The organism is Variovorax boronicumulans (genome assembly GCF_030812215.1).
In the GTDB taxonomy this organism is placed as follows: domain Bacteria; phylum Pseudomonadota; class Gammaproteobacteria; order Burkholderiales; family Burkholderiaceae_C; genus Variovorax; species Variovorax boronicumulans_C.
Genome location: NZ_JAUSSG010000008.1, coordinates 363,684 through 387,589, shown reverse-complemented (window position 1 = coordinate 387,589; position 23,906 = coordinate 363,684). Strand labels below are relative to the sequence as shown.

The following is a 23,906-nucleotide window of genomic DNA, read 5'->3' as shown; positions in this document are numbered from 1 at the left end:
GATTCAGGGGAGGCCGCGCGGCAGTCATCGCACCGACACCAGCTGGCTGAGCGAAATGTTGGTGAGCGTGGCGCCCGCCGACGTGCGAACCGTGAGGAGCGGCGAATCGCCCGAGAGCGAAAGCGCGCTCACGGTGCCGCTCGCGGTGCCGCTCGCGGTCGTGATATCGACGGTTTTTCCGATCAGGCCCACCGACTGCAGCGCGGCCTGGTTGGTGATCAGCGTCGCGATCTTGTTGTTGAGCTGCTGGGTCTGCTCCAGGCTTGTGAACTGGGCCATCTGCGCCATGAACTGCTGGTTGTCCATGGGTTTGAGCGGGTCCTGGTAGGTCAGCTGTGTCAGAAGGATCTTGAGGAAGTCCTCCATGCCCAGGCTGTTGGCCTGCAGGTTGGTAGTGCCTGCGGCACCTATTGCATCGATTGCCATCACGCCCCCTTTGAATGAAATGAATCGACCGTGGTCGGGCGGCTCTCGCTACCCGGAATGGATGTGTCGCCAGTCGCCATTGCCTCGGCACCGTCGCGCCACACAAGGCGTCCGTTGCACACGACCTGATGGAGGCGCTGGCCGCGGTCCTGCATGCCGCGTTGAAGGTCCGCCACGATGCGGGGCAGCATGGCCGCTAGCGCATCGTCGTCCGCGCGCATCGCGATCCACACGGCCTGACCTTCGGGCATGGACTCTTCATGCAGGCGCACGGGCGCCTGCACATCGGGTGCGGACGACATTTGTGTTCGGGGTTCGGCGACCGCGTCGGCCTCGGCGTCCGCAGCGCTGTTGTCCGCGGGCTCGCCGACGGCCGGAAGCAAGCTTGCGCCGCGGTGCAGTTGCACATCCGGCGGTGCCTTGGTTTCCCGAGGTGCTTCCGCGGCGACGGCGGGACGCATCTCCGCGAAGAACCGCACGGCCGCACGCGGCGCCTGTGCAGCACTGCCGAAGATATCGGTCGCACCGATTGGCAGGCCCGCCACCGCGCGCGGCTCCATGGGCATGCCCAATGGAGGCGTGACGGCAACCGGATTGGCGCCGCCGATCACACGCGGAGCCTGCGCGACAGCATTCGTCCTGCCGCGAGCCGGTGCTTCGGGCGCACTGGCCGGCGCCGCCGCGGTGCCGTCCTTGCCGGCGGCAACGGGGGGCTTGAACCAGCTTGCCATCTGCGCCCGCTCCATCTCGCGCTGCCAGGCCACTTGCTGCTGCGCGGTATCGCCCTGCCCTGCGGGCGAGCCCTGCCGCGCGGGCACGGCGGCTGCATGGCGCGCGGCGGCCGAGGTATGGTTCGTGCTCATTGCGACGGCTCCACGTTGCGGCCGCGCGCGCCGGCCGAGCGCGCGAGCCAGTCGCGGTCCTGCTCATTGCTGTTGCGCTGGCGGACTTCGTCGGCGTATTGCGTCAAGGCATCCTCCTTGTGCTGGGTCATTCCGTCGAGGCGCAGCTGCAATGCCATGCAGTCCTTGCGCAGTTGGTCTCTTTTGGCCAGTTGCTCCTTGCGCTTCGCATCAAGGTCCCGCCATTGATCGCGCAGATGCGTCAGGAAACCGAGCGCGGCCCTGTGGGCGCCGGGATCCATGCGCTGCACGAGCGCCTGCCCGGCCTTGCTGGCCTGTTCGTCGTGCATCGCCTGCACCTCGGCCATGCGGGCTTCGGTTTCGGCGAGTGCCTGCTGCGCGCGCGCGAGCGACGCCATGAGCTTGTCCATGCGCCACTGCTGCCGCTGGCGCACCGGCTCGAGTGCGTAGACGAAGCCGCGCACATCGACGTCGCGCGCGGGCGCAACGTCTCTGGTCGAGGTGGTGTTCATGGCTTGCGTCCGGTGGGTGCGCCAGCAGACGCGGGTGCCGGCGCGAGCACGTCGCGCAGCCCTTGAATGGCCTCTGCGCGGGAGACGCCACCCGTGCTCTGCCGGAGCCACGCCTGCAGTCCGGGCTCGAGTTCGATCGCCCGGTCCAGTTCGGGACTGGAGCCCTTTTCGTACGCACCGATGTCGATCATCTGCCGGTTGCGCTCCAGTACGGCCAGCTGCTGCACCGCCGACACCGCCAGCGCCCGCTGTTCCTTGTCGGCGAGCTCGGGCATCAGCCGGCTCACGCTCTTGAGCACGTCGATGGCTGGGTAGTGCCCCCGGTGCGCAAGATGCCGCGACAGCACGACGTGGCCGTCGAGGATGGCGCGCAGCGCATCCGACACGGGCTCGTTGAGGTCGTCACCCTCGACGAGCACGGTAAGCAGCGCGGTGATCGAGCCGCCGCCCGGCGCGGTACCGCAGCGCTCGCAAAGCTCCGGCAGTTCGGCAAAGACCGAGGGCGTATAGCCGCGCGCCGTCGGCGGCTCACCGGCGGAGAGCCCGACCTCACGCCGCGCCATTGCGAAGCGGGTGATCGAGTCCATGGTGAGCAGCACGTTGTGACCCCCGTCGCGAAAGAACTCCGCGATGGCGAGCGCAGCATAGGCCGCGCGCAAGCGGGCCAGCGCGGGCTGGTCGGAGGTGGCGACCACCACGACCGAGCGTGCCAGTCCCTCGGGTCCGAGTTGCTTCTCGATGAACTCGCGCACCTCGCGGCCCCGCTCGCCGATGAGCGCGATCACGTTGATGTTGGCCTGCGCGGCGCCGGTGGCGGCGTTGGCATGCGTCTTGACGTGACGCGCCAGCAAGCCGAGCAAAGTGCTCTTTCCGACACCGCTGCCCGCGAAGATGCCGATGCGCTGGCCCTGCCCGAGCGTGAGCAGGCCGTCGATGGCGCGGATGCCGGTCTCCAATACACGGTCGATGGGCGGGCGCTGCATCGGGTTGATGGGCGCGGCCTTCAACGGCCTGCGTACCTCGGTCAACGGCCGGGGCTTGCCGTCCAGCGGATCACCGAATCCATCGACCACGCGGCCCAGCAGGCTGTTGCCCACGCCGATCTGCGACTCCGCCCCAAGTGCACGCACCTCGCAGCCGACGGCGATGCCTTCGACCGACCCGTAGGGCATCAGGGTGACGCGGCCGGGCTTGAGGCCCACCACTTCGGCAAGCACCCCGGGCTGGCTCTTCATGTCGCCATCCTTGGCCACGCCGTCGAAACGATCCTGCGTCCTGACCATGATCCGGCAGAGTTCGCCCACGGCGGCGTCGGGGCCGAGCGCGTCGATGGCGAGGCCCTGCATTTCCTTCACCCAGCCGATGCGGCGGTGCAGCTCGGCACCCTTCACGGCTTCGCGGTAGACGTCGAGCGTGCTCAACTCAAGCCTCCGCGGTGCGGGCCGCAACCCGGGTTTGCAGCAGCAATTCGCGCAGCGCGGCCAGCTGGGTTTCGAAGCGGGCGTCGAGTCCGCCTTCGGCCGATTGCAGGATGCAGCCACCCAGCGCCACTTCAGCGCTGGCGACCCATTGCACGTCGTTGCCGCCCATGAGGGCCTGCGACGGGTCCTGGCCCTTCTGGAGCATCGCCAAGTCGTCGGGGTGCATGTGGATCGCCACCAGCTTGCGGCTGCGCAGGCTGTCCATCGCCCGCGCCAGCTGCGCGCGCAATGCCTCGGGCTGCGCGGCGCTGTTGCCCAGCGTACGGCAGACAACCTCGAAGCACAGTGCGAGCATGTCGTCTTCCGCCGCAGCCAATCGCGCTTCGATCTTTGGCGGCAGCGCTGCAATCAGGCCATCCAACACCTGGACGCGTGCCTGGTAGCCGGCCTGGGCCTGCTGCTTGAGCTCGCGCGCCATGCGTTCAGCGTGATCCTCGATTTCGCGGGCCGCCTTTTCGGCGGACTGCGCGGCGAGCTGCCTGGCCTCTTCGTCGCCACGTGCACGACCTTCGATGTTGCCTTTGGCAAAACCTTCTTCGTAGCCTCGCTGGCGGGCTTCTTCCTCCACCCGGGCCAGGTCGGCCCAGGCATCGGGTGCGCCGCCAGTGGAACCGGTCGGTACAGACGCTTCCGCGCCCTGCACCGGCGCACCGGGCTTCGTATTGCGGCTGGATGGCACCGATACCAGTCCGGGCGAGGAAGGCTGCACCGGCGCCTGCTGGCCGTCGCGCCCACGCGGACGCGCCAGCGCCACCTGCCCCTGCATGACGACATCGCGCAGCACGACCGCCTGCGCGCGCGCCTCGGCGTCTGGCGCCGAAGCATCGCCCTGGCGTGGCAATCCGGGATTCATCGGCGCCAGCTCCTGCGCGACGATGCGCCGCGAAAGACTTGCCTGAACGAATGCGTCAGTCTGTGCCACGGCGCTGCCGCGGGCGCTTCGGCCGCGGGCTGCTGCTCCCGCAACCGTGCCGCCACCGCAGCGATCAACGCCGCGCGCAGGCCGGGCGGCGTCTCGAACCCGGGCGCCTTAGCGGACAGGCTGGCCTCGATGCGCCTCCGCTGGCCAAGCTCCAGCGCGGAAAGAAAGTCTTCGTGCCATGGCCAGTCCGCCAGCCGCAGCCACTCGGCGATCAAGCCCACCGGCTCCGTACGCAGGCACGCGACGAGTTCACGCACCTGGCTGCCGTCGATCGCACGGAGCATGGCTTCGTCCGACAGGGGATGCGGGGCTACGGCCGCAGAGTCCTGCTCCGGCATCACAGCGGCGGACGCACCGGAGGTCGCGTCGTCGATCAACGTGGGATCTCTTTCGATGCCCAGGGCCTCCAGCTCCGCCAGGAGCGGCACCAAGCCCGCGCGCTCCGCCGCCGGCAGCGACTCGAGCATCCATGAACGGTCCTGCGGAGACATCGCGTGCAGCAGCAATGCCGCGTGGCGCGCGCCGCGCGACTCGGGCACGCCTGCACCGGCGCTCGCTGCAGCAAAAGGACGGGGTACCTGCATCATCCGTTGCGCCCTCTCGCGCCCACGGGTCCGGTGCCGGGTTCGCGCATCCAGTCGCGCACCCTTTGCAGGGCGGCTGCGCGCTCTGCTTCCGAGAGCGACGCCCGGCCGGAATCCTTGCCGCCCGGCGGCGTGCCGCGACGGCCGGCCTTGACAAGCAGCACGGCCAGGACGGCGATCAGGAGTCCGCCGACCAGCAGTTGCAGCAGGGAAGGAAGGCCCTTGTCGGACAGCGCTGCACCCACGGGGTTGGTGGCAACGCTCTCCTCGGCCGTTGCGGCCTCGGCATTGCCCACGGCACCAGCCGATGCATCGGGTGCCTGGATCGCACCACCCACCAGCGACTGCACGACCACCGCATCGCCGCGGTCGATCGAGGCCCCCACCGCTGCGGCGATGACCTTGCGCAGTTGCTCCTCTTGCGCAGCGTCCAGTGCCTTGCGCACCACCGCCACCACCTGGATGCGGCGGATCGAGCCGGGTTGGCTCACCACTTGTTCGACGCGGCGCCCGACGGCGTATTCGACGTCGCGCTGCGCGCTGCCGTTGCGCGAACCACCGGCATCGCTCACCTTGGTGTCGAGCGACGAGCCGCTGTCGCGCAGAACTTCGCGTTCGCGCACCACCACGCCCGTGGCCTGCAAGCCCGAGCGCGATGCGGCGGGCAACACGTCTTCGGTGGTGGTGCGGATCTGGTCCATGTTCAGCGTCACATCGACGCTGGCCAGGGCCTGGCCGGCGCCGAAGCTGCGGTCCAGAACTGCGGCGACCTTGCGCGCGAGGTAGGCCTCGGTATCGCGCTTGAGTTCGAGCCGCGCGCCGTTCACTTCCGCTTCGCCGTTGCCGCCCTCCGGACGCGTGAGCGCCACGCCGTGGCCGTCGACGATCGTGACGTCCTGCGTCGCCATGCCGGGCACGGCGGCGGCCACCAGGCGCTGGACGCCGACCACCTGCTCCGCGCGCAGGGCCTGGCCCTGGCGCATGGTGAGGGTGATCGATGCTTTCGCCTTCGAGGTGGCCTGCTTGAACAGCCCTTGCTCGGGCAGCGCCAGCAGCACACGGACTTCGCGCACTTCCGACAGCGACTGGATCGTGCGGGTGAGCTCACCCTGCAGCGCGCGCTGGTAGTTGATCTTCTGCGCGAACTCGGTCATGCCGAAGTCGGTGTTGTTGAACAGCTCGAGCCCGACCGCGCCTTGCAGCGGCAGTTCCTTGCCCATCAGCTTGATGCGAGTGGCGTGCACCGTTGCCTTGTCGACCAGAATCGCGGTGCCGCTGTCGCCCAAGCGGTATGGAATCTTCAGCCGCTCGAGTTCCGCCGTCATGGCCTGCGCATCCTGCGGCTTCAGGTCGGTGAAAAGCGCCTGGTACTCGGTGTGAAATGCCCACCATGCAACGCCGGCAGTCGCCAGCAAGATGAGCAGCGCCCCGCCGATGAGTCCGGCGCGCGCGCGCTGCGTGAGTCCTTGCCAGAAATTCATATCGGCATCTTCATGATGTCTTGGTAGGCCTCAAGCAGGCGGTTGCGCACCTGCATCATCAGCTGGAAGGAAACGCGGCTTTCCTCCATGTTGATCATGATCTGGTGCAGGTTCTGCGCCTCGCCCATCGCGAGCTTCTGCAGGTCGACCTGGCTGCCGATCAACTGGCCGTTGACCTGGGAGAGGCCGTTGGACACCAGTTGGCCGAACGAGCCGGCGACCGGCGCGGCCGAAGCATCCGGAGCCATGGCCATCGCAGGGCCTTGCAGCGCCTCGGTATTGACCGCCGCCACCATGGACTGCGCCTGCTGCGAGAGCGCGGAAAGCGCCTCCACGGGAAGAAAGGAACTCATGCGCCGCTCCCGATATCCAGTGCCCTGAGGGCCAAGGTGCGCGCCGTGTTCATGGCCGACACGTTTGCCTCGTAGGCGCGGGTGGCGCTCATCATGCTGACCATCTCGGTTGCGGTATCGACGGCCGCATAGGCCACGAAGCCGTGCTCGTTGGCCAGGGGATGGCCAGGCTCGTACACCAGCCGGGGCGCGACGTTCGCAGGAACAATGCGCGCCGTGGGTGCGGCCAGCGACGCGACGTCGCCACCTTCCAGCCCTTGGCTCACCAATGCGCCAAAGCCGCCGGTATCGGTGCCTGCCAGTGCGCCTGCGGATGTCTGGGCTTCCGCGAGCACGCGAAGCGGCTGGTAGCTGCTTCCGCCCACGCCCTGCACCGTGTTGGCATTGGCCAGGTTGAGCGCCGCGACATCGACGCGCATGCGCTCGACATTCATGCCGGCCGCGCTGATGGCAAAGGATTGCATGTAGTCCATGGCTTATTTCCTGCCGTCGCCGGCAGCCATTGAAAGAATTGAGAGATGGCGCGAAAGGCCTTTGACGAGCGCCTGGTACTGCACGGCGTTGCGGGCCATGTCGGCCGCCTCCATGTCCAACTGCACCTGCGCGGGGATGCCCTGGCTGTCCACGATGGCCTCCATGCGCGGGCGGACGTCGCCCAGAGCGAATGCATCGACGCGTCCCGTCTGTTCCATGCTGCGCCGCGCGTCCACGAGCTGGTCTTCGAAGCTCACGCGCTGCGGCACATAGCCGACCGCGTTGGCGTTGGCGATGTTGGCCGAGATTGCCTGCTGCCGCAGGCTCGCCGCGTCGAGCGCCAGCGCCACCACCGATCGGGTTACGGCTTCGATTCCATCTGTCATGTCTGTCTCCGGAGGCTTCCTGGGGTGGTGGGTTTTGAATCGTCTGGTGCAGGGCAATGCGACAGGGTCACTGGACCACCAGTTCGCCGTGCAGTGCACCCGCGGCCTTGACGGCGCGAAGGATCGAGATCACGTCGCGCGTGCTGGTCTTGAGCCGCGCGAGCGACTGCACCAGGTCGGACACGGTGTTGGACCCGGTCACGAAGCCGGTGCCGCCCTGCTCGTCGACATCGATGCGGGTGTTGGTCACGATCGCGGTGCGGATGTCCGGGCCGCCGTTCCAGATGTTGAACGGCTGCGAGGCGGTGTTCTGACTGGAGATCGCGATCTTGATGTCGCCGTGCGAGATGGCCACCTTCGAGATGCGCACATCGCCACCCGACACCACCGTGCCGGTGCGTTCGTTGATGACCACCTTGGCGCGCCGGTCAGGCTCGACCATCACGTTCTCGATGCGGGTGAAGAGGCTCACCAGCTCGCCGCGTTGCGCCGGAGGCACGGCGATCTCGATGCCGGAGGCGTCTTTTGCCTTCGCCATGCCGCCGCCCAGTTGGCTGTTGATGGCGGTCGCGACCCGGCTGGCCGTGGTGTAGTCGGGCTCGGAGAGCACGAAGGTCACGCTCTGCTGCTCGTCGAGCATGGACGCGTTGACGCCCACTTCGACCGTTGCGCCGTTCGGCACCGACCCGGACGTCGGGTGGTTCTTCTGGACCACGTTGCCGTTCGCGTCGTAGCGGTAGCCGCCGACCGACAGGCCGCCCTGGGCCAGCGCATAGACCCGGCCGTTCGCGCCCTTCAGCGGCGTGATCAGCAGTGTGCCGCCGACCAGGCTGCGCGCATCGCCGGCCGAGCTCACGGTCACGTCGAGCGTGTCGCCTTCGCGCGCGAAGGTCGGCAGGCTCGCGCTGACCATCACGACGGCGACGTTGCGGCTCTGCACCGCCTCCGGCGCGATCGTCAGGTTGAACTGCGACAGCACGTTGGCGAGCGACTGGCGCGTGGTGCGGTTCGCCGGCGAGTCGCCGGTGCCGGCGAGGCCGGTGACGATGCCCGTGCCGAAGAGCGCGTTGTCGCGCCAGCCCTTGAGCTTGCCCAGGTCCTTGACGCGGATGGCATCTGCCGCATGCGCGACGGAGAGGCCCACGCACAACAGGGCGACGGCAAGCGCACGGCGCAGCGACAGGTTTGAAGTGATCCGGCGCATCAGAATCCCAGCCAATCAAAAACTTTTCGCCATCCGCTGCGGCGCGAGCGGTCGGTCACGTCACCCTCGCCCACATAGGTGATGCGGGCATCGGCCATGCGGGTCGACAGGACCACATTGCCGTCGGAGATGTCCTGCGGACGCACGCGTCCTTCCAGGTTGACCTTCTGCAACTCCTCGTTGACCGTCAGCAGCTGCTCGCCGGCCACGCGCAGTTCGCCGCTGGCGAGCACTTCCTTCACCGTCACGGTCAGCGTGGCAAGCAGCTTGTTGGCTCGCTGGGTGCGGCCTCCGCCGTCGAACCCGCCCGCCACACCGATGCCGAGTTGCCCCACCACCCTGTTGCCGGTCTGCGTGACCGAACCGGAGATGTCGTTGTTGCGCCGCGTGCCGGTGTCGGCACTGGTCGATGCCGACGAGTTCTCGAAGACCTGGACGGTGAGGGAATCCCCAACGCGGAAGGCCTTGTTGTCTGCGGTGAGCGGACGAAAGCTGCCCTCTTGGTAAAGGCTCTCGGCCGTCGCTGGCAGGGATGCGGACAACCCCAGGGCGAGCGCCGCCAGGCAGAGGCCCACGCATCCTTTTTTCAGCAGTGAAACCCTCATGGCTGCACCTCGACTTGGCCAGGCCCGGTCACTCGCGCCAGCACTTCACCACTCGACCCAGGCACCTTGACGCGCACAACCTGGCCCTGGCGACCGTCCTGGAGCACCTCGACACGGCTTTCGACCGACACATCGCCGCTGCGCGCCAAGAGGTGCGCCCAGTTGCCGCGCAGCACCGCGGGCGTGGCCTCGAGGTGTGCGCTGGTCAGCACTTCGCCCGGACGCAGCGGGCGCCGCAGGCGCTCGCTGCCGTCCGCCAGTTCGCCGCCCGCCTTGGTGGCAACCGGCTTGCCCTGCCTGACCGTGGTCAGGTCGACCTCGCGCGTTTCCGTTGCACCGCGAAGCATGACCGCATCGACGGTCGCACCGCGACCGACGCCCGTGGCGGCCACGGTGACAGGCGCCCATGCGCCGACCTCGAAGGTCACGGCCGTCGTTCGCACGAAGCGGTCATCGACCCAGGCATCGACCCACACCAGCATTCGCCGCGTCGGCTGTGTCTGGTTGGCCAGGGGCCGCACCCGCAACGTCGTTGCACCGGGCGGCAGGAACAAGTCGCGGGCGGTGGACACGGGCTCGACCTCGGCGCGAACGCTGCGCTGGGAAAGCCAGTTCAGAAGTGCCGAACGCGCCGCATTCACCACCGTTTCGCCGGGCAGTTGCTGCGCGGCGCTTTCGATTTCGGTTTCGCTGGCACCGGTCCACTGAATGGCGGGCGACTGCACGCGCATGGCGCTGTCCACGGTCTGCAGGCCGCTGCGCGCCTCGACCCATCGCACGATGGTGTCGCGGTCCAGCGTGGCCGGCGAACCGGGCCTCGGCGCCGGGCCGAGCGGAAGCGCCATCAACCGGCGCAACGTCGGCAGGTCGCGTGCGGTCAGGTAGGCAATATCGCCCAGGCGGACGCTGGACTGATCGAGCTTGACCTGCGGACGCAGTTCGATCGAGATCGGGGACTCGACTGGCGATTGCCCGGCCGCGAACGCCGGCAGCGCCAGCGCGGCGACCGCCGGAACGGCTGTGCACACGGCCCGCAGCGCGGCCCGCGCGCTGCTATTTGCGCAGGCCATTGATCATTCCCAGCATCTCATCCGATGCCTGCATGACCTTCACGTTGGCCTCGTACACGCGTTGGGCCACCATGAGGCTCACCATTTCTTCGGTCAGCTTGACGTTCGATCCTTCCAGGAAGCCCTGGGCCAGATTGCCCATGCCGTCCTCGGCCGCCTTGCCTGAGATGGCCTCACCGGAATTGGAGCTTGAGCGATAGAGGTTGTCGCCCTGTGCCATCAGGCCCGCGGGACTCGTGAACCGCACCAGTTCCAGCTGGCCGATCTCGACCGGCGTGGCCTGGCCCGCGACCTGGATGCGCACGCGCCCGTCGCTGTCGATCTGCATGTTCTGCGCGTTGTCCGGAATGGCGAGGTTGGGCTTGAGCGGAAAACCGCCCGACGTCGCCAGCAAGCCGTCGCGATTGATCTTGAAGGTGCCGCCGCGCGTGTAAGCGCTGGAACCGTCGGGCATCGTCACCTCGAGCAAGCCCTCGCCCTGGATGGCAATGTCGAAGGCCGACTCGGTCTTCTTGAGATCACCCATGTCGAACAACTTGGAGGTCGAGGCGATGCCCACGCCGGCACCCAGGCGACTCCCACCACCGAGGATGCCCGCCTCTTCCAGCGAAGGGGCCGTGCGCCCGGCCTCGCGGACCATGAGGTCGGTGAAGCTGATCTTGCTTTTCTTGAATCCGGTCGTGTTGACGTTGGCCAGGTTGTTGGCAATGGTGTCGACATTCAGCTGCTGCGCCTGCATGCCGGTGGCGCTGATGTAGAGGGCATCGAACATGGTGTGTGTCCCTGTTGAAAAAAGTGTGGGGAGGCGGTGCGCGGCGTGGGCTATGAAAGGTCGCCGAGTTTGCGCACCGCGCCGCCGATCATTTCGTCGTAGCCGAGCGCGACCCGCTGCATCGATTCGAAGTGCCGCATCGACTGGATCAACTGCACCATTTCCTGCATCGAGCTCACGTTGGAGTTCTCGAGAAAGCCCTGGCGCAGTTGCACATCGCCGTCCGCGAGTTGGGTGGGTGCCTGTTCGGTACTGAGGAGGCCGTCGCCGACGCGCCTGAAGTCCTTGGCGTTGTCGAACTGCACGACCTTCAACTGCGCAACGGGTGTGGCTTCGGCACCTCCGCCGGGCTTGGACTCGAACACCTGCCCCGCGGCGTCGATCACGGGGTTGGGACGCGTGAGCACGATCTCGCCGCCCTGCCCCATCACCGGATTGCCTTGCGCAGTGACCAGGCGGCCACGCGCGTCCAGCTGCCAGCTGCCCTGGCGCGTGTAGGCAAGGCCGGCCTCGGTGGAGATTTCGAAGAAGCCCGGCATGGTCAACGCGACGTCCAGGTTCTGGCCGGTCGACTTGAGGGTGCCGGGGCGGGCGTCCGTCTGGATCAGCAGCGTCCCGGCTGCCGCGGTGCTGCCCGACACATCGCCCCGGGCGGCACCGACGCTGCGCATCGCGTCGGCGAAAGTGCCCGTGTTCATCGGCAACGACGAGGCGACCTCCCGCTTGTAGCCGGGGGTGGTGGCATTCGCCATGTTCATGCTGATGCGTTCGAGGCGCGCCATGTCCTGCTGCATGCTCTGCAGGCTGATGGCAAGTACGTCGGTCATGGGGGTTCCTGGGATTTCAGAGCTGGACGACGCTGAAGGATTTCAGCTCGATGGTGTGCGGCACTTCGGACATGGACAGCACGCGCAGGTGAGGCATCACCCGCTCGGACAGCGAACGCACATGGCGCCGCAGCTCGGGGGCGCAGAGCAGCACCGGCAAGAGATTGCTTTTCATCATGCGTTCGGCCTGCTGCACCAGGCGCTTCATTAGCTGCTCGGTCAGGCGCGGATCGAGCACGAAGGGCTGCGCCCCTCCAGCTTCGGTGGCCACATGAACGCTTTGCAGGAACTGGCTTTCGATCGCGGGATCGAGCGTGAGCACCTGCAACGAAGTCGCCTCGCCGAGAAGGCCCTGGCAGATGGCGTGTCCCAGCCGCTGGCGAACGATCTCGGTCAGTTGGTTGGCATCGCGGGTCGTGCGTCCCGCATCGGCCAACGTTTCGAGAATCGCTTCGACGTGGCGGATCGAGACCTTCTCCCGCAGCAGGTTCTGCAGGACCTTCTGCACATCGCTGGACGAGAGCACCGTGGGTATCAGTTCCTCGACCAGTCCCGGCTGGCTCTGACGAACGCGGGAAAGCAAACGGTCGACCTCGGCGCGCGTGAGCAGCGTCGCGGACTCGCGCCGGAGCATCTCCGTGAGATGCGTCATGAAGACCGTGGGCGCGTCGACCAGCGTGTACTTCGCCTGGCTGGCAGCTTCGCGCTGGCTCTCTTCGATCCAGAGCGCGGGCAGGCCGTAGGTCGGGTCGCGGGTCGGCTCGCCCGGAACGGACTTGGTGTCGCCGGCCGGATGGATCGCAAGCAATCTGTCGGCACGCGCCTCGCCCTTGCCGACCAGCACACCGTCGAGGTGAATCTCGTAGCGGTCCGCCGACAGCCGCGCCGAATCCTTGAAACGTACACGCGGCAGCACGAGGCCGAACTCCTGCGCATGTTGCTTGCGGAACGTGGAGATCCGCTCCATGAAGACGCTGCCCGGCTGGTTGATCACCGGCACCCAGTTGGTTCCGAGATGGACCTCGATGGGCTCCACCTGCAGCAGTGAGTAGGGGTCGTCGCTCTGCGAAGCCGGCGAGCCGTCGGCCGCCGGGGCCATGTCACCGGTTGCGGCCGCGCCAGCGGTCGCGGGTGCACCGGCATCGTTCGCCTTGGCCTTGGCCGCGCGATAAAGCAAGGTTGCAATCACCAGGAAGCAGACGGTGAGCGCCAGCGTCGGCAAGGCTGGAATACCGGGCAGAAACAACAGGCCGCCAAGCGCCATTGCCACCAGCAGCAGCGTCTTCGGAAACGAGCCCACCTGGCGCAATGCCTCTCGGCTCAGGTTGGCATCGGAGGCGGACCGCGTCACGATGATGCCGGTGCCCACCGCAATAACGAGCGCCGGCACCTGCGTCACGATGCCATCGCCGATAGTCAGCAGCGTGTAGGTCTGCAGGGCCTGACCCCAGGGCATGCCATGCTGCATCACGCCGATCACCAGCCCGCCGATGATGTTGATCAGCAGGATGATGATGCCCGCGATCGCATCGCCCTTGACGAACTTGCTGGCGCCGTCCATGGCGCCGTAGAAACCGGCTTCCTTCTCGATGTTCTTGCGCCGGCGCTGGGCCTCGGCCTGGTCGATGAAGCCCATGTTGAGGTCGGCATCGATGCTCATCTGCTGGCCCGGCATGCTGTCGAGCGTGAAGCGCGCAGCCACCTCCGAGACGCGCTGCGCGCCGCTCGTCACCACCACGTACTGAACCACGATAAGGATCAGGAAGACGATCAGGCCGATGACGTAGTTGCCGCCCACCACGAAGGCACCGATGGCGCCAATCACCCGGCCCGCATCGCCATCCGAAAGAATCAGCCGCGTGGCCGCGACGTTGAGCGACAGGCGGAACAGCGTGGCGATCAGCAGCAGCGAAGGGAAGGTCGAGAACTCTACCGGCCTGGCCATGTAGAAGGTCAGGAGCAGGACCAGGAATGCAAAGCTGAAATTGCTCAGGATCAGGAAGTCGAGCAGGCCGCTGGGGATGGGTGCAAACAGCACCACCAGCACACCGAGCACGAGCAGCACCAGCGCGATGTCGCTGTGCTTGCCAAGAACACGCGCGAATGCGTTCAAGATGCGGCCCCTGTTGCGGTGCGGCCGCGTTGTTGCTGCTGCTCGCGCATGGCAAAGACCCAGACGATGATGCGCGCGACCTGCGCATAAAGTTCCGGCGGCACGGGATGATCCACCGGCAACTCCTTGTAGATGCGCCGTGCCAGTGCCGGGTTCTGGACCACGGGAATGCGATGGCGGGCCGCGATCTCGCGCATGGCAGCGGCCATGTGGCCGGCTCCCTTGGCCAGCAGTTGCGGCGACGCCATGCGACCGTGCTCGTACTTCAGCGCCACGGCGATGTGCGTCGGGTTGGTGATCACCACATCCGCATTGCGCGTCTGGCGCAGCGCCAGGCTTCGCTTGAGCATGTCGCGGCGCAGTTCACGCAACCGGGCGCGGATGCGAGGGTCGCCTTCGCGGTGCTTGGCTTCGTCCTTGAGTTCGCGCTGGCTCATTCGCATCTTCTTTGCGAATTCGCGCCGCGTGTACATGAGGTCGAGCAAGGCGATGAGACCGAGCACCAACGCCATCTTCAGGCCGATGCTTGCCAGGTCGTCGAGCAGGATATGCAGATAGCCGACAGCCGACAGGGAGGCCAGCGCATAGAACTGGCTGGTCAACGCCTTGAGGCCGAGAACGGCAACCAGGGTCAGCAGCGTCAGCTTGATCAACGCTCGTGCGGTATCGAAGAGCACGCGCATCGAGAACAGCTTCTTCAGGCCATTGACCGGGTTGATACGGTCGAAATCCATCTTCACGGGTTCGAAGGAAAGGATCGGGCCGGTCTGCATCATGTTGCCGATGACCGCTGCCAGCATGACGGTGGCGAAGAAGGGAGCGGACAGCATGAGCGCAGCGCGCAATGCGCGGTCGATCATCGGCCAGAGGCCCACACCGGAAACATCCATCCGGCCGGCATGGATCAGCAAGGCCTGGTCGAAGCGGAACTGGTTCGACACGGCACCAAACCCGCGCCAGTTCAGATAGACGACGGCGACTGCGAATACGACAGCCGCCACGACATCCGTGCTCTTTGCCGTCTGCCCGCGCTCGCGCGCCTTCTGCAGCTTGTACGGCGTGGCCGCTTCGTTGCGATCGAGATCCTGCTCGGCCATCAGCGTCCCAGTCCTTGCGGTGCCGGCGCGGCAACGAAGATGCCTTCCCACGTGGTGGCAATGCTTGCGTAGGTTCTCGTCATGACGCCGCCAATGCCCATGAACCAGAGCGAAAGCGCCACGAGGCCGACGAGAATCTTCACGGGAATGCCCATCGTGAACATGTTCATCTGCGGCAGGTTGCGGCCGACGACGCCCAATGCGAACTCGACCAGCAGGATGCAGAACACCACCGGCGCAGCCAGTGCGAACCCAAGACTGAAGAGGCCGGCCGTCTGCTTCAGGATCGGAGCCGCAGCGCCTGCCACCGACCACGGCGCACCGACTGGAAATCGCTCCAGGCTATAGCCGATGCCTCGCAGCAGCGCGTGATGTCCGTTGACAAGAAAGAACATCAGGACTGCGAGGTAACCGAAGGCGGAAGTAAGAATCGGGACCGGCCGCTTCGTGACCGGATCGACCACCTGCGCGATGCCGAATCCCAGTTGGACATCGAGCAATTGCCCGGCAACAGCAAACGCGCCGAAGGCCAGCAGGATGCCGAGGCCCAACACGGCTCCAAGGGCGAGTTCGGACATTGCGGCGAAAAGCAGGGCATCCCAGCTCATCAACGGTCCTGCAACAACCGGCAGACCCGCCGCCAATGCGACGGAGATACTGACGATCACCAGCATCCGGACAGAAGCGGGCAATGGCACGGCATAAAAAACCGGGGTCATCAGCAAGGTTGCGGCCACGCGCAAGGCAAGCAGTCCTACGAGAGACAGCCACGACGAGTTCAACTGGAAGGCATTCACTTCAGGCACCGGTTCAGAACATCGACGGAATGCTGCTCCAGAGCTGAACGGTGAACTGGGTGAGCTTGCGAAGCATCCAGGGGCCGGCCAGGATCATGACGGCGCCTGCGGTGAAGAGCTTGGGAACGAATGTCAGCGACATTTCCTGAACCTGGGTGACCACCTGCAGAACACTGATCACCACACCCACCAGCATGGTCAACCCGAGCAAAGGAAGACACACCAGCAATCCTGTCCAAAACAGGTCTGACATCATCTTCAATGCTAGGTCCGCATGCATGCTCCCTCCCTCCCTCTTTCTCACTTTGACCCATTCTTCTCGTGAAATGGAAGAAATGAAACTGGGCCAATAACCAGTTGAAGTAATTCTAACGTAATGGTAACTAATTAAATTGAATTCCAGTTCACTAGAACCAATTCATTACTCCCAATAAGACCCCTCAGGAAAAGGAAATAAAAAAACCCCCTGGACGAGTCCTCATCCAGGGGGTTTAACTGATTACTTTGTATTTAATATTGGTGCCGCTTGTCGGAATCGAACTGACGACCTTCCGCTTACAAGGCGGGTGCTCTACCAATTGAGCTAAAGCGGCTGAATTTCTTCGAAGTGCGTGATTCTAGTAGGCCGTTGCAAGCGCCTACTTGACGCGCTTGAGCGACGGCCGCGAACCGCCACCGGCCGGCGGGCGCGGCGGCTCGTCGACGGGGTCCGTGGTCGTGCCGGCAGAGTCGGCATCGAGCACTTCGCCGCCTTCCTCGCCCGTCACCAGATGGACGATCTTGCCGGCATCGCCTTCGGTGCCACGCGAAGCGTCACGCAAAGGCATGCGCGCAGGCCCCGTGGGCGAAGCCGGCACATCGCCGCCGCTGTCGACCGCGGGCGCCGGTGCGGGAAACGCCATGCCCTGCCCGTTCTCGCGCGCGTAGATCGCGATCACGCGCCCCACCGGCACGCTGATTTCTCGCGCGCTGCCCGCAAAGCGGGCCTTGAACTCGATGAAATCGTTGCCCAGCTTGAGCGAGCTGGTCGCATCGAAGCTGATGTTGAGCACGATCTCGCCGTTCTTCACGTACTCACGCGGAACCTGGACGGTGTCGTCGACCTGCACCGCGACATAGGGCGTGAACCCGTTGTCGGTGCACCATTCGTACAGCGCCCGGATGAGGTACGGGCGGGTGGAAGACGACTCGAGCGCGTTGATCATGAAAATTTTCTACCGTGCAATCGCAAACTTCTGACTTTTCGCGGAACACCGCGGAACCGGCTTTGCCGGGCCGCTGGTGTTGCCCCCGGAAGGGGGTTGGCGAAGCGACACGAAGTGCGCGAAGCCTGGGGGAGAGCCTATTTACTTGCGCATGACCTTTTCGGAGGGCGTGAGCGCTTCGATGTAGGCCGGGCGCGAGAAGATGCGCTCAGCGTACTTCAGGAGCGGCGCCGCGTTCTTGCTGAGATCGATGCCGTAGTAGTCCAGGCGCCAGAGCAGCGGCGCGATGGCCACGTCGAGCATGGAGAAGTTGTCGCCCAGCATGTACTTGTTCTTGAGGAACACGGGCGCCAGCTGCGTCAGGCGGTCGCGGATGTGCGAACGAGCCTTTTCGATGGTCTTCTCGTTGCCCTTGGTGGTGCGGTTCTCCAGCGTGGACACGTGCACGAACAATTCCTTCTCGAAGTTGAGCAGGAACAGGCGCACGCGGGCGCGGTCGACCGGGTCGCCGGGCATCAGTTGCGGATGCGGGAAGCGCTCGTCGATGTACTCGTTGATGATGTTCGACTCGTACAGGATCAGGTCGCGCTCGACCAGGATCGGCACCTGGCCATACGGATTCATCACGCTGATGTCTTCGGGCTTGTTGTAGAGATCGACGTCGCGGATCTCGAAGTCCATGCCCTTTTCGAACAGAACGAAGCGGCAGCGGTGGGAAAAGGGGCAGGTCGTTCCTGAATACAAGACCATCATGGCGAGAGACTCCTAAAAATCAAAAAGAGTGGGTCGCGTTGGCAACCCACTCTGTGGGACCGGATGCACGAGGCATGGCCGGTCGGCGTGGACGGAACTACTTGACGTCTTTCCAGTACGAGGCGTTCAGTCGCCACACGAAAACCACCGACATGGCCAGGAACAGCAGGACCCAGACGCCGATACGGATGCGGGTGTTCTGCGCGGGCTCGGCCATCCACTGAAGGTAGCTCACCAGGTCGCCGACGGCATTGTCGTACTGCACCGGCGTCAGGGTGCCGGGAGTGACCTGTTCCCACTTGCCGGTGAAGACTTCGGTTGCGTGGCCATGCTGCTCGACCTTGGTGTAGACCGGCCGGCGCTCGCCCTGCAGTTCCCACAGGGGGTTGGGCATGGCGACGCTCGGGAACACGAGGTTGTTCCAGCCGGTGGCCTTGGTGTCGTCGCGGTAGAAGGTGCGAAGGAAGGTGTAGAGGTAATCGGCGCCGGTGCCGCCGTGGCCGGCACGCGAACGCGCGACCAGCGTGAGGTCGGGCGGCGTGGTGCCGAACCAGTCCTTGGCCTGGCGCGCATCGATGTTGGCCTTCATGGTTTCGCCGACCTTGTCGGTCGTGAACAGAAGGTTGTCCTTGATCTGCTGCTCGGTGATGCCGATGTCCTGCAGGCGGTTGTAGCGCATGAAGGCGGCCGAGTGGCAGTTGAGGCAGTAGTTGACGAACAGCTTGGCGCCGTTCTGCAGGGCCTGCACATCGGTCGTCTTGTTGGGCGCCTTGTCCCACGCCAGGCCGCCCGATTCGGCCGATGCGGGGGCGGAGAAGGTCAGCCCCAGCGCCAGACCCAAGGTAGCCATGACCGCGAGCCAGCCGGAAATTCTTTTCTTCATCGTGTTTCTCTCAAGCTCTTGCACTTCTCGTGTCTCGTCTCAATGCGCGGCGAAGACCACGCGCTCGGGCACGGGCTTGAATTCGCCCTTGCGGCTCCACCAGGGCATCAGGAGGAAGAAGCCGAAGTAGAAGAGCGTGCCGATCTGCGAGATGGTCTGGGCGATGTCGAGGGCGAAGGAGCCGATGACCAGGTTGCCCCAGACGCCGGGCGGCTGGATGCCGAGATAGCCCAGGATCAGGAAGAAGAAGACGAAGAAGCCGTACACATACTTGTGCCAGTCGGGGCGATAGCGGATCGACTTGACTTCGCTGTGGTCCAGCCATGGCAGGAAGAACAGGATGATGACCGAGCCGCCCATCACGACCACGCCCCAGAACTTGGCGTCGAAGGCCTTGAGCAGGAAGATGGCCACGGCCGCCACGACGACGATCGCGATCTTCAGCGCCGTGCCCGACTTGCCCTTGACGAAGTTCAGGATGGCGGCCAGGCCGATGATGATGGCGAACACGTTGACCATGTCGTCGGTGGTCGCACGCAGCATCGAATAGAACGGCGTGAAGTACCAGACCGGAGCGATGTGGTTCGGCGTCTTCAGCGAATCGGCCGGGATGAAGTTGTTGTACTCGAGGAAGTACCCACCGGCTTCGGGCGCGAAGAAGATCACCGCCGAGAAGATCGTGAGGAAAACCACCACGCCGAAGATGTCGTGCACCGTGTAGTACGGATGCGACGGAATACCGTCGACCGGGTGGCCGTCGGGACCGCGATTGGCCTTGATCTCGATGCCGTCGGGGTTGTTGGAACCCACTTCGTGCAGCGCGATCAGGTGGGCCACCACGAGGCCGAGCAGCACCAGCGGCACGGCGATCACGTGGAAGCTGAAGAAGCGGTTGAGCGTGGCGTCGCTCACCACGTAGTCGCCACGAATCAGCAGGGCCAGGTCAGGACCGATGAACGGGATGGCGGCGAACAGGTTCACGATCACCTGGGCGCCCCAGTAGGACATCTGGCCCCACGGCAGCAGGTAGCCCATGAAGGCTTCGGCCATGAGGCACAGGAAGATCGCGCAGCCGAACACCCAGATCAGCTCGCGGGGCTTGCGGTAGCTGCCGTACATGAGGCCGCGGAACATGTGCAGGTACACCACGATGAAGAACGCCGAGGCGCCCGTCGAGTGGATGTAGCGGATGAGCCAGCCCCAGGGCACGTCGCGCATGATGTACTCGACCGATGCGAACGCCTGGTTCGCGTCGGGCTTGTAGTGCATGACGAGGAAGATGCCGGTGACGATCTGGATCACGAGGACCAGCATCGCCAGCGAGCCGAAGATGTACCAGAAGTTGAAGTTCTTCGGCGCGTAGTACTTGCCCCACTGGTCGTTCCAGAGCTTGGTCAGCGGGAAGCGGTTGTCGACCCAGTTGAGCAGCTTCGCGCCGGCGGGCGCGTTGGGGGAAATTTCGTGGAATTCAGCCATGTTCTTCTTCTGCCTCAGGCCTTCTTGGAGTCTTCACCGATCAGGAGCTTGGTATCCGACAGGTACATGTGCGGGGGCACAGGCAGGTTGTCGGGTGCGGGCTTGTTCTTGAAGACGCGGCCGGCCAGGTCGAATGTCGAACCGTGGCAAGGGCAGAGGAAGCCGCCTTCCCAGTCGGCTGGCAGCGAAGGCTGGGGGCCGGCCTGCAGGCGGTCCACGGGCGAGCAGCCCAGGTGGGTGCAGATGCCAACCACGACCAGCACTTCCGGCTTGATCGAGCGATGCTCGTTCTGGGCGTACTTGGGAGTGAATTCGTCAGGGTGACGCTTGGAGAGCGGATCGGCCAGCTGGCCGTCCAGCTTGGGGAGCTCCGCGACCTGCTCGGGCGAGCGCTTGAGGATCCAGACCGGCTTGCCGCGCCATTCGACGGTCATTTTCTCGCCGACCTTCAGCGCCGAGATGTCGACTTCGACAGCGGCACCGGCGGCCTTGGCCTTCTCCGACGGCTGGAAGGTGCTCACAAATGGAACTACGGTGGCCACGCCACCCGCTACGCCGGCACAGCTGGATGCGATCAACCACGTCCGCTTGCTTGTGTCGATCCGGGGCGAGCCGGAGGTCATGTCACTCATGGGGATCCTCTTGTCTTCTTCGCTGGAGCAGGGGTCAACCCGCGATTGTAGCGGGGCGCCGAAGGGATATTCAATGGCTGCCATGCGCGTGGCGGGCAACCGACGACGGGCGCGATGCGCCGCGGGATCGCGCGCCATGCGGCGGCGAGGGCTGCGCGAGAGGCGCCGCCCGGGCGGGCTTCAGTTCAGAAGACCGTGCTGCATTGCCTCGTGGACCGCCTGGGTCCGGGACTTGACCGCGAGCTTGCGGTAGATGCTCTTGGCGTGGAATTCGATCGTGTTGACCGACAGGTAGACCGCCTCCGCGATCTGCCGGTTGCTCCATCCCTGCGCAATCAACCGCAGCACCTTGAGCTCGCGCGGCGAGAGCAGCGCCGGTGCCGACGAAGGTTCGGCGCGGAGCTCGGCGCGCGGCGCGGTCCGGATGGGCTCGATCGTCCGCGTCTTCGCCGATGCGGCGATCAGCCCGAGGATGCGCCGTGCGACCCGAGAGTCCATCGGCGCACCGCCGCGCTCGATCGAGCGCAGCAGGAAAGAGAGTTCCGCGTCGTCCGCTTCCGTCAGCAGGTAGCCGACGGCACCCGCGGAGATCGCGGCGTTCACCAGCTCGTGATCGTCTGTGGGCGACATGGCGACGGTCTCGATGTGCCGGTAGGTCTCGCGCACATGCCGGATCAGCGCGACACCGTCGCGGCGCGGCAGGCGCATGCCGACCAGCACGAGGTCGTAGGGCAGCGAGGCCAGCAGGTTGCACGCCTCGGCGCGCGTGGAAGCCACCACCACGCGGCGGCCCGGCGCAAGCTTGCCCAGGATGCAGCGCATGCGATCGGCCACCGAAGGATCGTCTTCGACGATGAGCGCGCCGTGGAAGGTGCTCAGGTAAGACAGTTGCGGCACCGACGACACCGGTGCTGTTCTCAAAGGCTGGCAAGAAAAATTGATGGCCACGCGACGCCCCTATTTGCTACCCCGAGGCAGCTTCCAGATGTTGACTTTCGTTTCAGGTGTCGCAGGAACAATGCCCACGAGAAAGCCCGGCGACCGGAACAGGGACGTCACGGCGGGCAGCACCTTGATTTCATTGGGAAATTCGCCCGGGACACGGCCTTCGGCACCGGCCGGGCGCGGTCGCCCAGGGGCTGTTTTCAAGCCGCTGTTACGTGCTTGTGACTGCGTGTGTTACGTAGCACCGGGCCACCTGGAGCGCATCGAAAACGGCGTCCCGGCCTCGCCTTCCGCATTGGAGGCAATGCCGCCACCGGCCGACAAGCCCGGGGCATCCAGCCCTTGCCGATGCCGGCGCGCGCCGTGGCTACTTCGAAATGCCGCGTTGCGTGCGACTGCTGGACCACGGCTTCAGGCAGATCGCCGCACGCAGTCGTGAAAAGGTTGCCGCCGGAGCACATCGGCGTTGCGCCGCAGCCTCTGGAGAAGCGGGCAACCGCGGGCATACTCGGCACTCCTTCAACAGCAGAGCTCCAGCAGCCTTTTGAATCATGAGCATCCTCAGTGAATTCAAGGAATTTGCCGTCAAGGGCAATGTCATCGACCTCGCGGTCGGCGTGATCATCGGCGCGGCGTTCGGCAAGATCGTCGACTCGCTGGTTGCGGACATCATCATGCCGCTGGTGGGCGTGGTGTTCGGCAAGCTCGATTTCTCGAACCTCTACGTGGTGCTGGGCACGGCACCTGCGGGCGTGGCGAACACGCTGGCCGACCTGAAGAAAGCCGGCGTGCCGGTGCTGGCTTACGGCAGCTTCATCACCGTGGCGGTCAACTTCGTGATCCTGGCGTTCATCATCTTCATGATGGTCAAGCAGATCAACAAGCTGCGAAAGACCGAAGAGGCCGCACCTGCCGCGCCGGCCGCAACACCCGAAGACATCACCTTGCTGCGCGAAATTCGCGACAGCCTGAAGCGCCCTTAAGCACTGCCCAGCGTCCTCGCCATGCGAAGCGCCTCGACGAGGCTCGACGCATCGGCGAGACCGGTGCCCGCGATATCGAACGCGGTGCCGTGATCGGGGCTGGTGCGCACCAGCGGCAGCCCCAGCGTCACATTCACCCCCTTCTCCACGCCGAGGTACTTGACCGGGATCAGGCCCTGGTCGTGGTACATCGCGATCACCACATCGAACTCGCCGCTGTCGGGCACGCCATGTCTGGCGCGGGCCCGCATGAACACGGTGTCGGGCGCATGCGGCCCGTTGGCGTCGATGCCTTCGGCGCGTGCAGCGGCGATGGCCGGCGCAATGGTCTCTCGTTCCTCCGAGCCGAACAGCCCCCCCTCGCCCGCATGCGGATTGAGACCCGCGACACCGATGCGCGGCGCGCGGCCCAGCGCGTGGGACAGCGCACGGTGCGTGATGCGCAGCGTCTGCAGCACGCCCTCGAAATGCACCGCCTCGATGGCATCGCGCAGCGACATGTGGATGCTCACGAGCACGGTGCGCAACTCGTCGTTGGCCAGCATCATGCGCACCGGCATGTCGGCCACGCCGCGCCCCAGGTGCGCCGCCGCCTCGGCCTGCAGCAGCTCGGTGTGGCCGGGGTACGGGAAGCCCGCCGCGGCCAGCGCCTCCTTGTGCAGCGGCGCGGTCACGATGGCGGCGATTTCTCCACGCAGCGCCGCCCGCGCGGCCCAGACCACGCAATCGCCGGCCGCGCGGCCGGCCTCGGCGCTGATCTGGCCGAGAACGATGTTCGCAGGGGGGGCGATGACCTGCAGCACCGGGATGCACCCGGGCGGAACGCTGGCGGCTTCGGCCACGGTCTCGATCTCCGCCACGGGCCATGCCGGTTGGCCCGGTCCGGCCAGCGCCTGCGAAGCGCGCCGCATCGTGGCCACGTCGCCGGCCACGAAGGCGCCGCGGGTTGCATCGGGGGCGTTGCGGAAGGCCTTCGCGATGATCTCGGGGCCGATGCCCGCCGGATCCCCCAACGTGATGGCGATGGCGCCGCTCATTCGGAAACCTCCGCGCTCCGCGCTG

General features: G+C 65.7%; 27 protein-coding genes and 1 tRNA gene. 1 reads left to right on the top strand and 27 read right to left on the bottom strand.

What is annotated here, in order from left to right; genetic code table 11:
* Positions 1–24: 24 nt before the first annotated feature.
* The 26 genes from J2W23_RS22470 to J2W23_RS22345 all read right to left on the bottom strand — a co-directional run bounded on the left by J2W23_RS22470 (position 25) and on the right by J2W23_RS22345 (position 21,813).
* Complete coding sequence (locus tag J2W23_RS22470) at positions 25–426, bottom strand: flagellar hook capping FlgD N-terminal domain-containing protein (RefSeq protein WP_307650303.1); 402 nt, start codon at positions 424–426, stop codon at positions 25–27.
* On the bottom strand, positions 426–1,289 hold the full coding sequence (locus J2W23_RS22465) for a hypothetical protein (RefSeq protein ID WP_307650302.1): 864 nt from the start codon (positions 1,287–1,289) through the stop codon (positions 426–428). Before J2W23_RS22465 ends, J2W23_RS22470 begins: the two co-directional genes overlap by 1 nt.
* Entirely contained in the window at positions 1,286–1,801 is a 516-nt protein-coding gene (locus J2W23_RS22460) for a hypothetical protein (protein WP_307650301.1), read from the bottom strand. The genes J2W23_RS22465 and J2W23_RS22460 overlap by 4 nt, the downstream gene beginning before the upstream one ends.
* Complete coding sequence (locus tag J2W23_RS22455) at positions 1,798–3,222, bottom strand: FliI/YscN family ATPase (RefSeq protein ID WP_307650300.1); 1,425 nt, start codon at positions 3,220–3,222, stop codon at positions 1,798–1,800. Before J2W23_RS22455 ends, J2W23_RS22460 begins: the two co-directional genes overlap by 4 nt.
* 1 nt (position 3,223) lies before the next feature.
* The gene (locus tag J2W23_RS22450) at positions 3,224–4,135 is read right to left on the bottom strand and encodes a FliH/SctL family protein (protein WP_307650299.1); all 912 of its coding nucleotides are present in this window, start codon (positions 4,133–4,135) and stop codon (positions 3,224–3,226) included.
* On the bottom strand, positions 4,132–4,791 hold the full coding sequence (locus J2W23_RS22445; RefSeq protein WP_307650298.1) for a hypothetical protein: 660 nt from the start codon (positions 4,789–4,791) through the stop codon (positions 4,132–4,134). The genes J2W23_RS22450 and J2W23_RS22445 overlap by 4 nt, the downstream gene beginning before the upstream one ends.
* Complete coding sequence (gene fliF / locus J2W23_RS22440) at positions 4,788–6,269, bottom strand: flagellar basal-body MS-ring/collar protein FliF (RefSeq protein WP_307650297.1); 1,482 nt, start codon at positions 6,267–6,269, stop codon at positions 4,788–4,790. Before fliF ends, J2W23_RS22445 begins: the two co-directional genes overlap by 4 nt.
* Positions 6,266–6,622, bottom strand: a complete 357-nt coding sequence (fliE, locus tag J2W23_RS22435) for a flagellar hook-basal body complex protein FliE (RefSeq protein ID WP_307650296.1) — start codon at positions 6,620–6,622, stop codon at positions 6,266–6,268. The genes fliF and fliE overlap by 4 nt, the downstream gene beginning before the upstream one ends.
* Entirely contained in the window at positions 6,619–7,095 is a 477-nt protein-coding gene (flgC, locus tag J2W23_RS22430; RefSeq protein ID WP_307650295.1) for a flagellar basal body rod protein FlgC, read from the bottom strand. Before flgC ends, fliE begins: the two co-directional genes overlap by 4 nt.
* A 3-nt stretch (positions 7,096–7,098) precedes the next feature.
* The gene (locus J2W23_RS22425) at positions 7,099–7,482 is read right to left on the bottom strand and encodes a flagellar basal body rod protein FlgB (RefSeq protein WP_307650294.1); all 384 of its coding nucleotides are present in this window, start codon (positions 7,480–7,482) and stop codon (positions 7,099–7,101) included.
* Positions 7,483–7,549: 67 nt separating this feature from the next.
* Positions 7,550–8,686 carry a flagellar basal body P-ring protein FlgI gene (locus tag J2W23_RS22420; RefSeq protein ID WP_307650293.1) on the bottom strand — a complete coding sequence of 379 codons (1,137 nt, stop codon included), beginning with the start codon at positions 8,684–8,686 and terminating at the stop codon, positions 7,550–7,552.
* Positions 8,686–9,291, bottom strand: a complete 606-nt coding sequence (locus tag J2W23_RS22415) for a flagellar basal body L-ring protein FlgH (RefSeq protein ID WP_307650292.1) — start codon at positions 9,289–9,291, stop codon at positions 8,686–8,688. Before J2W23_RS22415 ends, J2W23_RS22420 begins: the two co-directional genes overlap by 1 nt.
* Positions 9,288–10,361, bottom strand: coding sequence for a flagellar basal body P-ring formation chaperone FlgA (gene flgA, locus J2W23_RS22410; RefSeq protein ID WP_307650291.1), 1,074 nt, complete (start codon positions 10,359–10,361; stop codon positions 9,288–9,290). The genes J2W23_RS22415 and flgA overlap by 4 nt, the downstream gene beginning before the upstream one ends.
* Positions 10,345–11,133 carry a flagellar basal-body rod protein FlgG gene (flgG, locus tag J2W23_RS22405; RefSeq protein WP_307650290.1) on the bottom strand — a complete coding sequence of 263 codons (789 nt, stop codon included), beginning with the start codon at positions 11,131–11,133 and terminating at the stop codon, positions 10,345–10,347. The genes flgA and flgG overlap by 17 nt, the downstream gene beginning before the upstream one ends.
* 50 nt (positions 11,134–11,183) lie before the next feature.
* Complete coding sequence (locus J2W23_RS22400) at positions 11,184–11,960, bottom strand: flagellar hook-basal body protein (protein WP_307650289.1); 777 nt, start codon at positions 11,958–11,960, stop codon at positions 11,184–11,186.
* A gap of 16 nt (positions 11,961–11,976) precedes the next feature.
* Complete coding sequence (gene flhA, locus J2W23_RS22395) at positions 11,977–14,073, bottom strand: flagellar biosynthesis protein FlhA (protein WP_307650288.1); 2,097 nt, start codon at positions 14,071–14,073, stop codon at positions 11,977–11,979.
* Positions 14,070–15,170, bottom strand: coding sequence for an EscU/YscU/HrcU family type III secretion system export apparatus switch protein (locus J2W23_RS22390; RefSeq protein ID WP_307650287.1), 1,101 nt, complete (start codon positions 15,168–15,170; stop codon positions 14,070–14,072). The genes flhA and J2W23_RS22390 overlap by 4 nt, the downstream gene beginning before the upstream one ends.
* Positions 15,170–15,967 (bottom strand): flagellar biosynthetic protein FliR, encoded by a 798-nt coding sequence (locus J2W23_RS22385; protein ID WP_307650286.1) that lies wholly within the window; start codon positions 15,965–15,967, stop codon positions 15,170–15,172. Before J2W23_RS22385 ends, J2W23_RS22390 begins: the two co-directional genes overlap by 1 nt.
* 13 nt (positions 15,968–15,980) lie before the next feature.
* Positions 15,981–16,247 carry a flagellar biosynthetic protein FliQ gene (locus J2W23_RS22380; protein WP_307599007.1) on the bottom strand — a complete coding sequence of 89 codons (267 nt, stop codon included), beginning with the start codon at positions 16,245–16,247 and terminating at the stop codon, positions 15,981–15,983.
* Positions 16,248–16,484: 237 nt separating this feature from the next.
* Positions 16,485–16,560: transfer RNA gene (locus J2W23_RS22375), tRNA-Thr, on the bottom strand.
* 45 nt (positions 16,561–16,605) lie between these two features.
* Positions 16,606–17,172 (bottom strand): ClpXP protease specificity-enhancing factor, encoded by a 567-nt coding sequence (locus J2W23_RS22370; RefSeq protein WP_307650285.1) that lies wholly within the window; start codon positions 17,170–17,172, stop codon positions 16,606–16,608.
* A gap of 141 nt (positions 17,173–17,313) precedes the next feature.
* Complete coding sequence (locus J2W23_RS22365; RefSeq protein ID WP_013539743.1) at positions 17,314–17,925, bottom strand: glutathione S-transferase N-terminal domain-containing protein; 612 nt, start codon at positions 17,923–17,925, stop codon at positions 17,314–17,316.
* A 97-nt stretch (positions 17,926–18,022) separates the two neighbouring features.
* Positions 18,023–18,808 carry a cytochrome c1 gene (locus tag J2W23_RS22360; RefSeq protein WP_307650284.1) on the bottom strand — a complete coding sequence of 262 codons (786 nt, stop codon included), beginning with the start codon at positions 18,806–18,808 and terminating at the stop codon, positions 18,023–18,025.
* 39 nt (positions 18,809–18,847) lie between these two features.
* Positions 18,848–20,284: a cytochrome b gene (locus tag J2W23_RS22355; RefSeq protein ID WP_176660418.1), complete on the bottom strand. Its 1,437-nt coding sequence runs from the start codon at positions 20,282–20,284 to the stop codon at positions 18,848–18,850.
* 14 nt (positions 20,285–20,298) lie between these two features.
* A complete protein-coding gene (gene petA, locus J2W23_RS22350) occupies positions 20,299–20,916 on the bottom strand; it encodes a ubiquinol-cytochrome c reductase iron-sulfur subunit (RefSeq protein ID WP_042579116.1) in 618 nt (205 codons plus the stop codon).
* A 180-nt stretch (positions 20,917–21,096) separates the two neighbouring features.
* Positions 21,097–21,813, bottom strand: coding sequence for a response regulator transcription factor (locus J2W23_RS22345; RefSeq protein WP_307650283.1), 717 nt, complete (start codon positions 21,811–21,813; stop codon positions 21,097–21,099).
* 599 nt (positions 21,814–22,412) lie between these two features.
* On the opposite strand from J2W23_RS22345, the gene mscL reads away from it, so the two are divergent.
* Positions 22,413–22,844, top strand: a complete 432-nt coding sequence (mscL, locus tag J2W23_RS22340; RefSeq protein WP_176660417.1) for a large conductance mechanosensitive channel protein MscL — start codon at positions 22,413–22,415, stop codon at positions 22,842–22,844.
* Here mscL and pdxA read toward each other — a convergent pair.
* On the bottom strand, positions 22,841–23,881 hold the full coding sequence (gene pdxA, locus J2W23_RS22335; protein ID WP_307650282.1) for a 4-hydroxythreonine-4-phosphate dehydrogenase PdxA: 1,041 nt from the start codon (positions 23,879–23,881) through the stop codon (positions 22,841–22,843). The genes mscL and pdxA overlap by 4 nt on opposite strands.
* Positions 23,882–23,906: the final 25 nt, after the last annotated feature.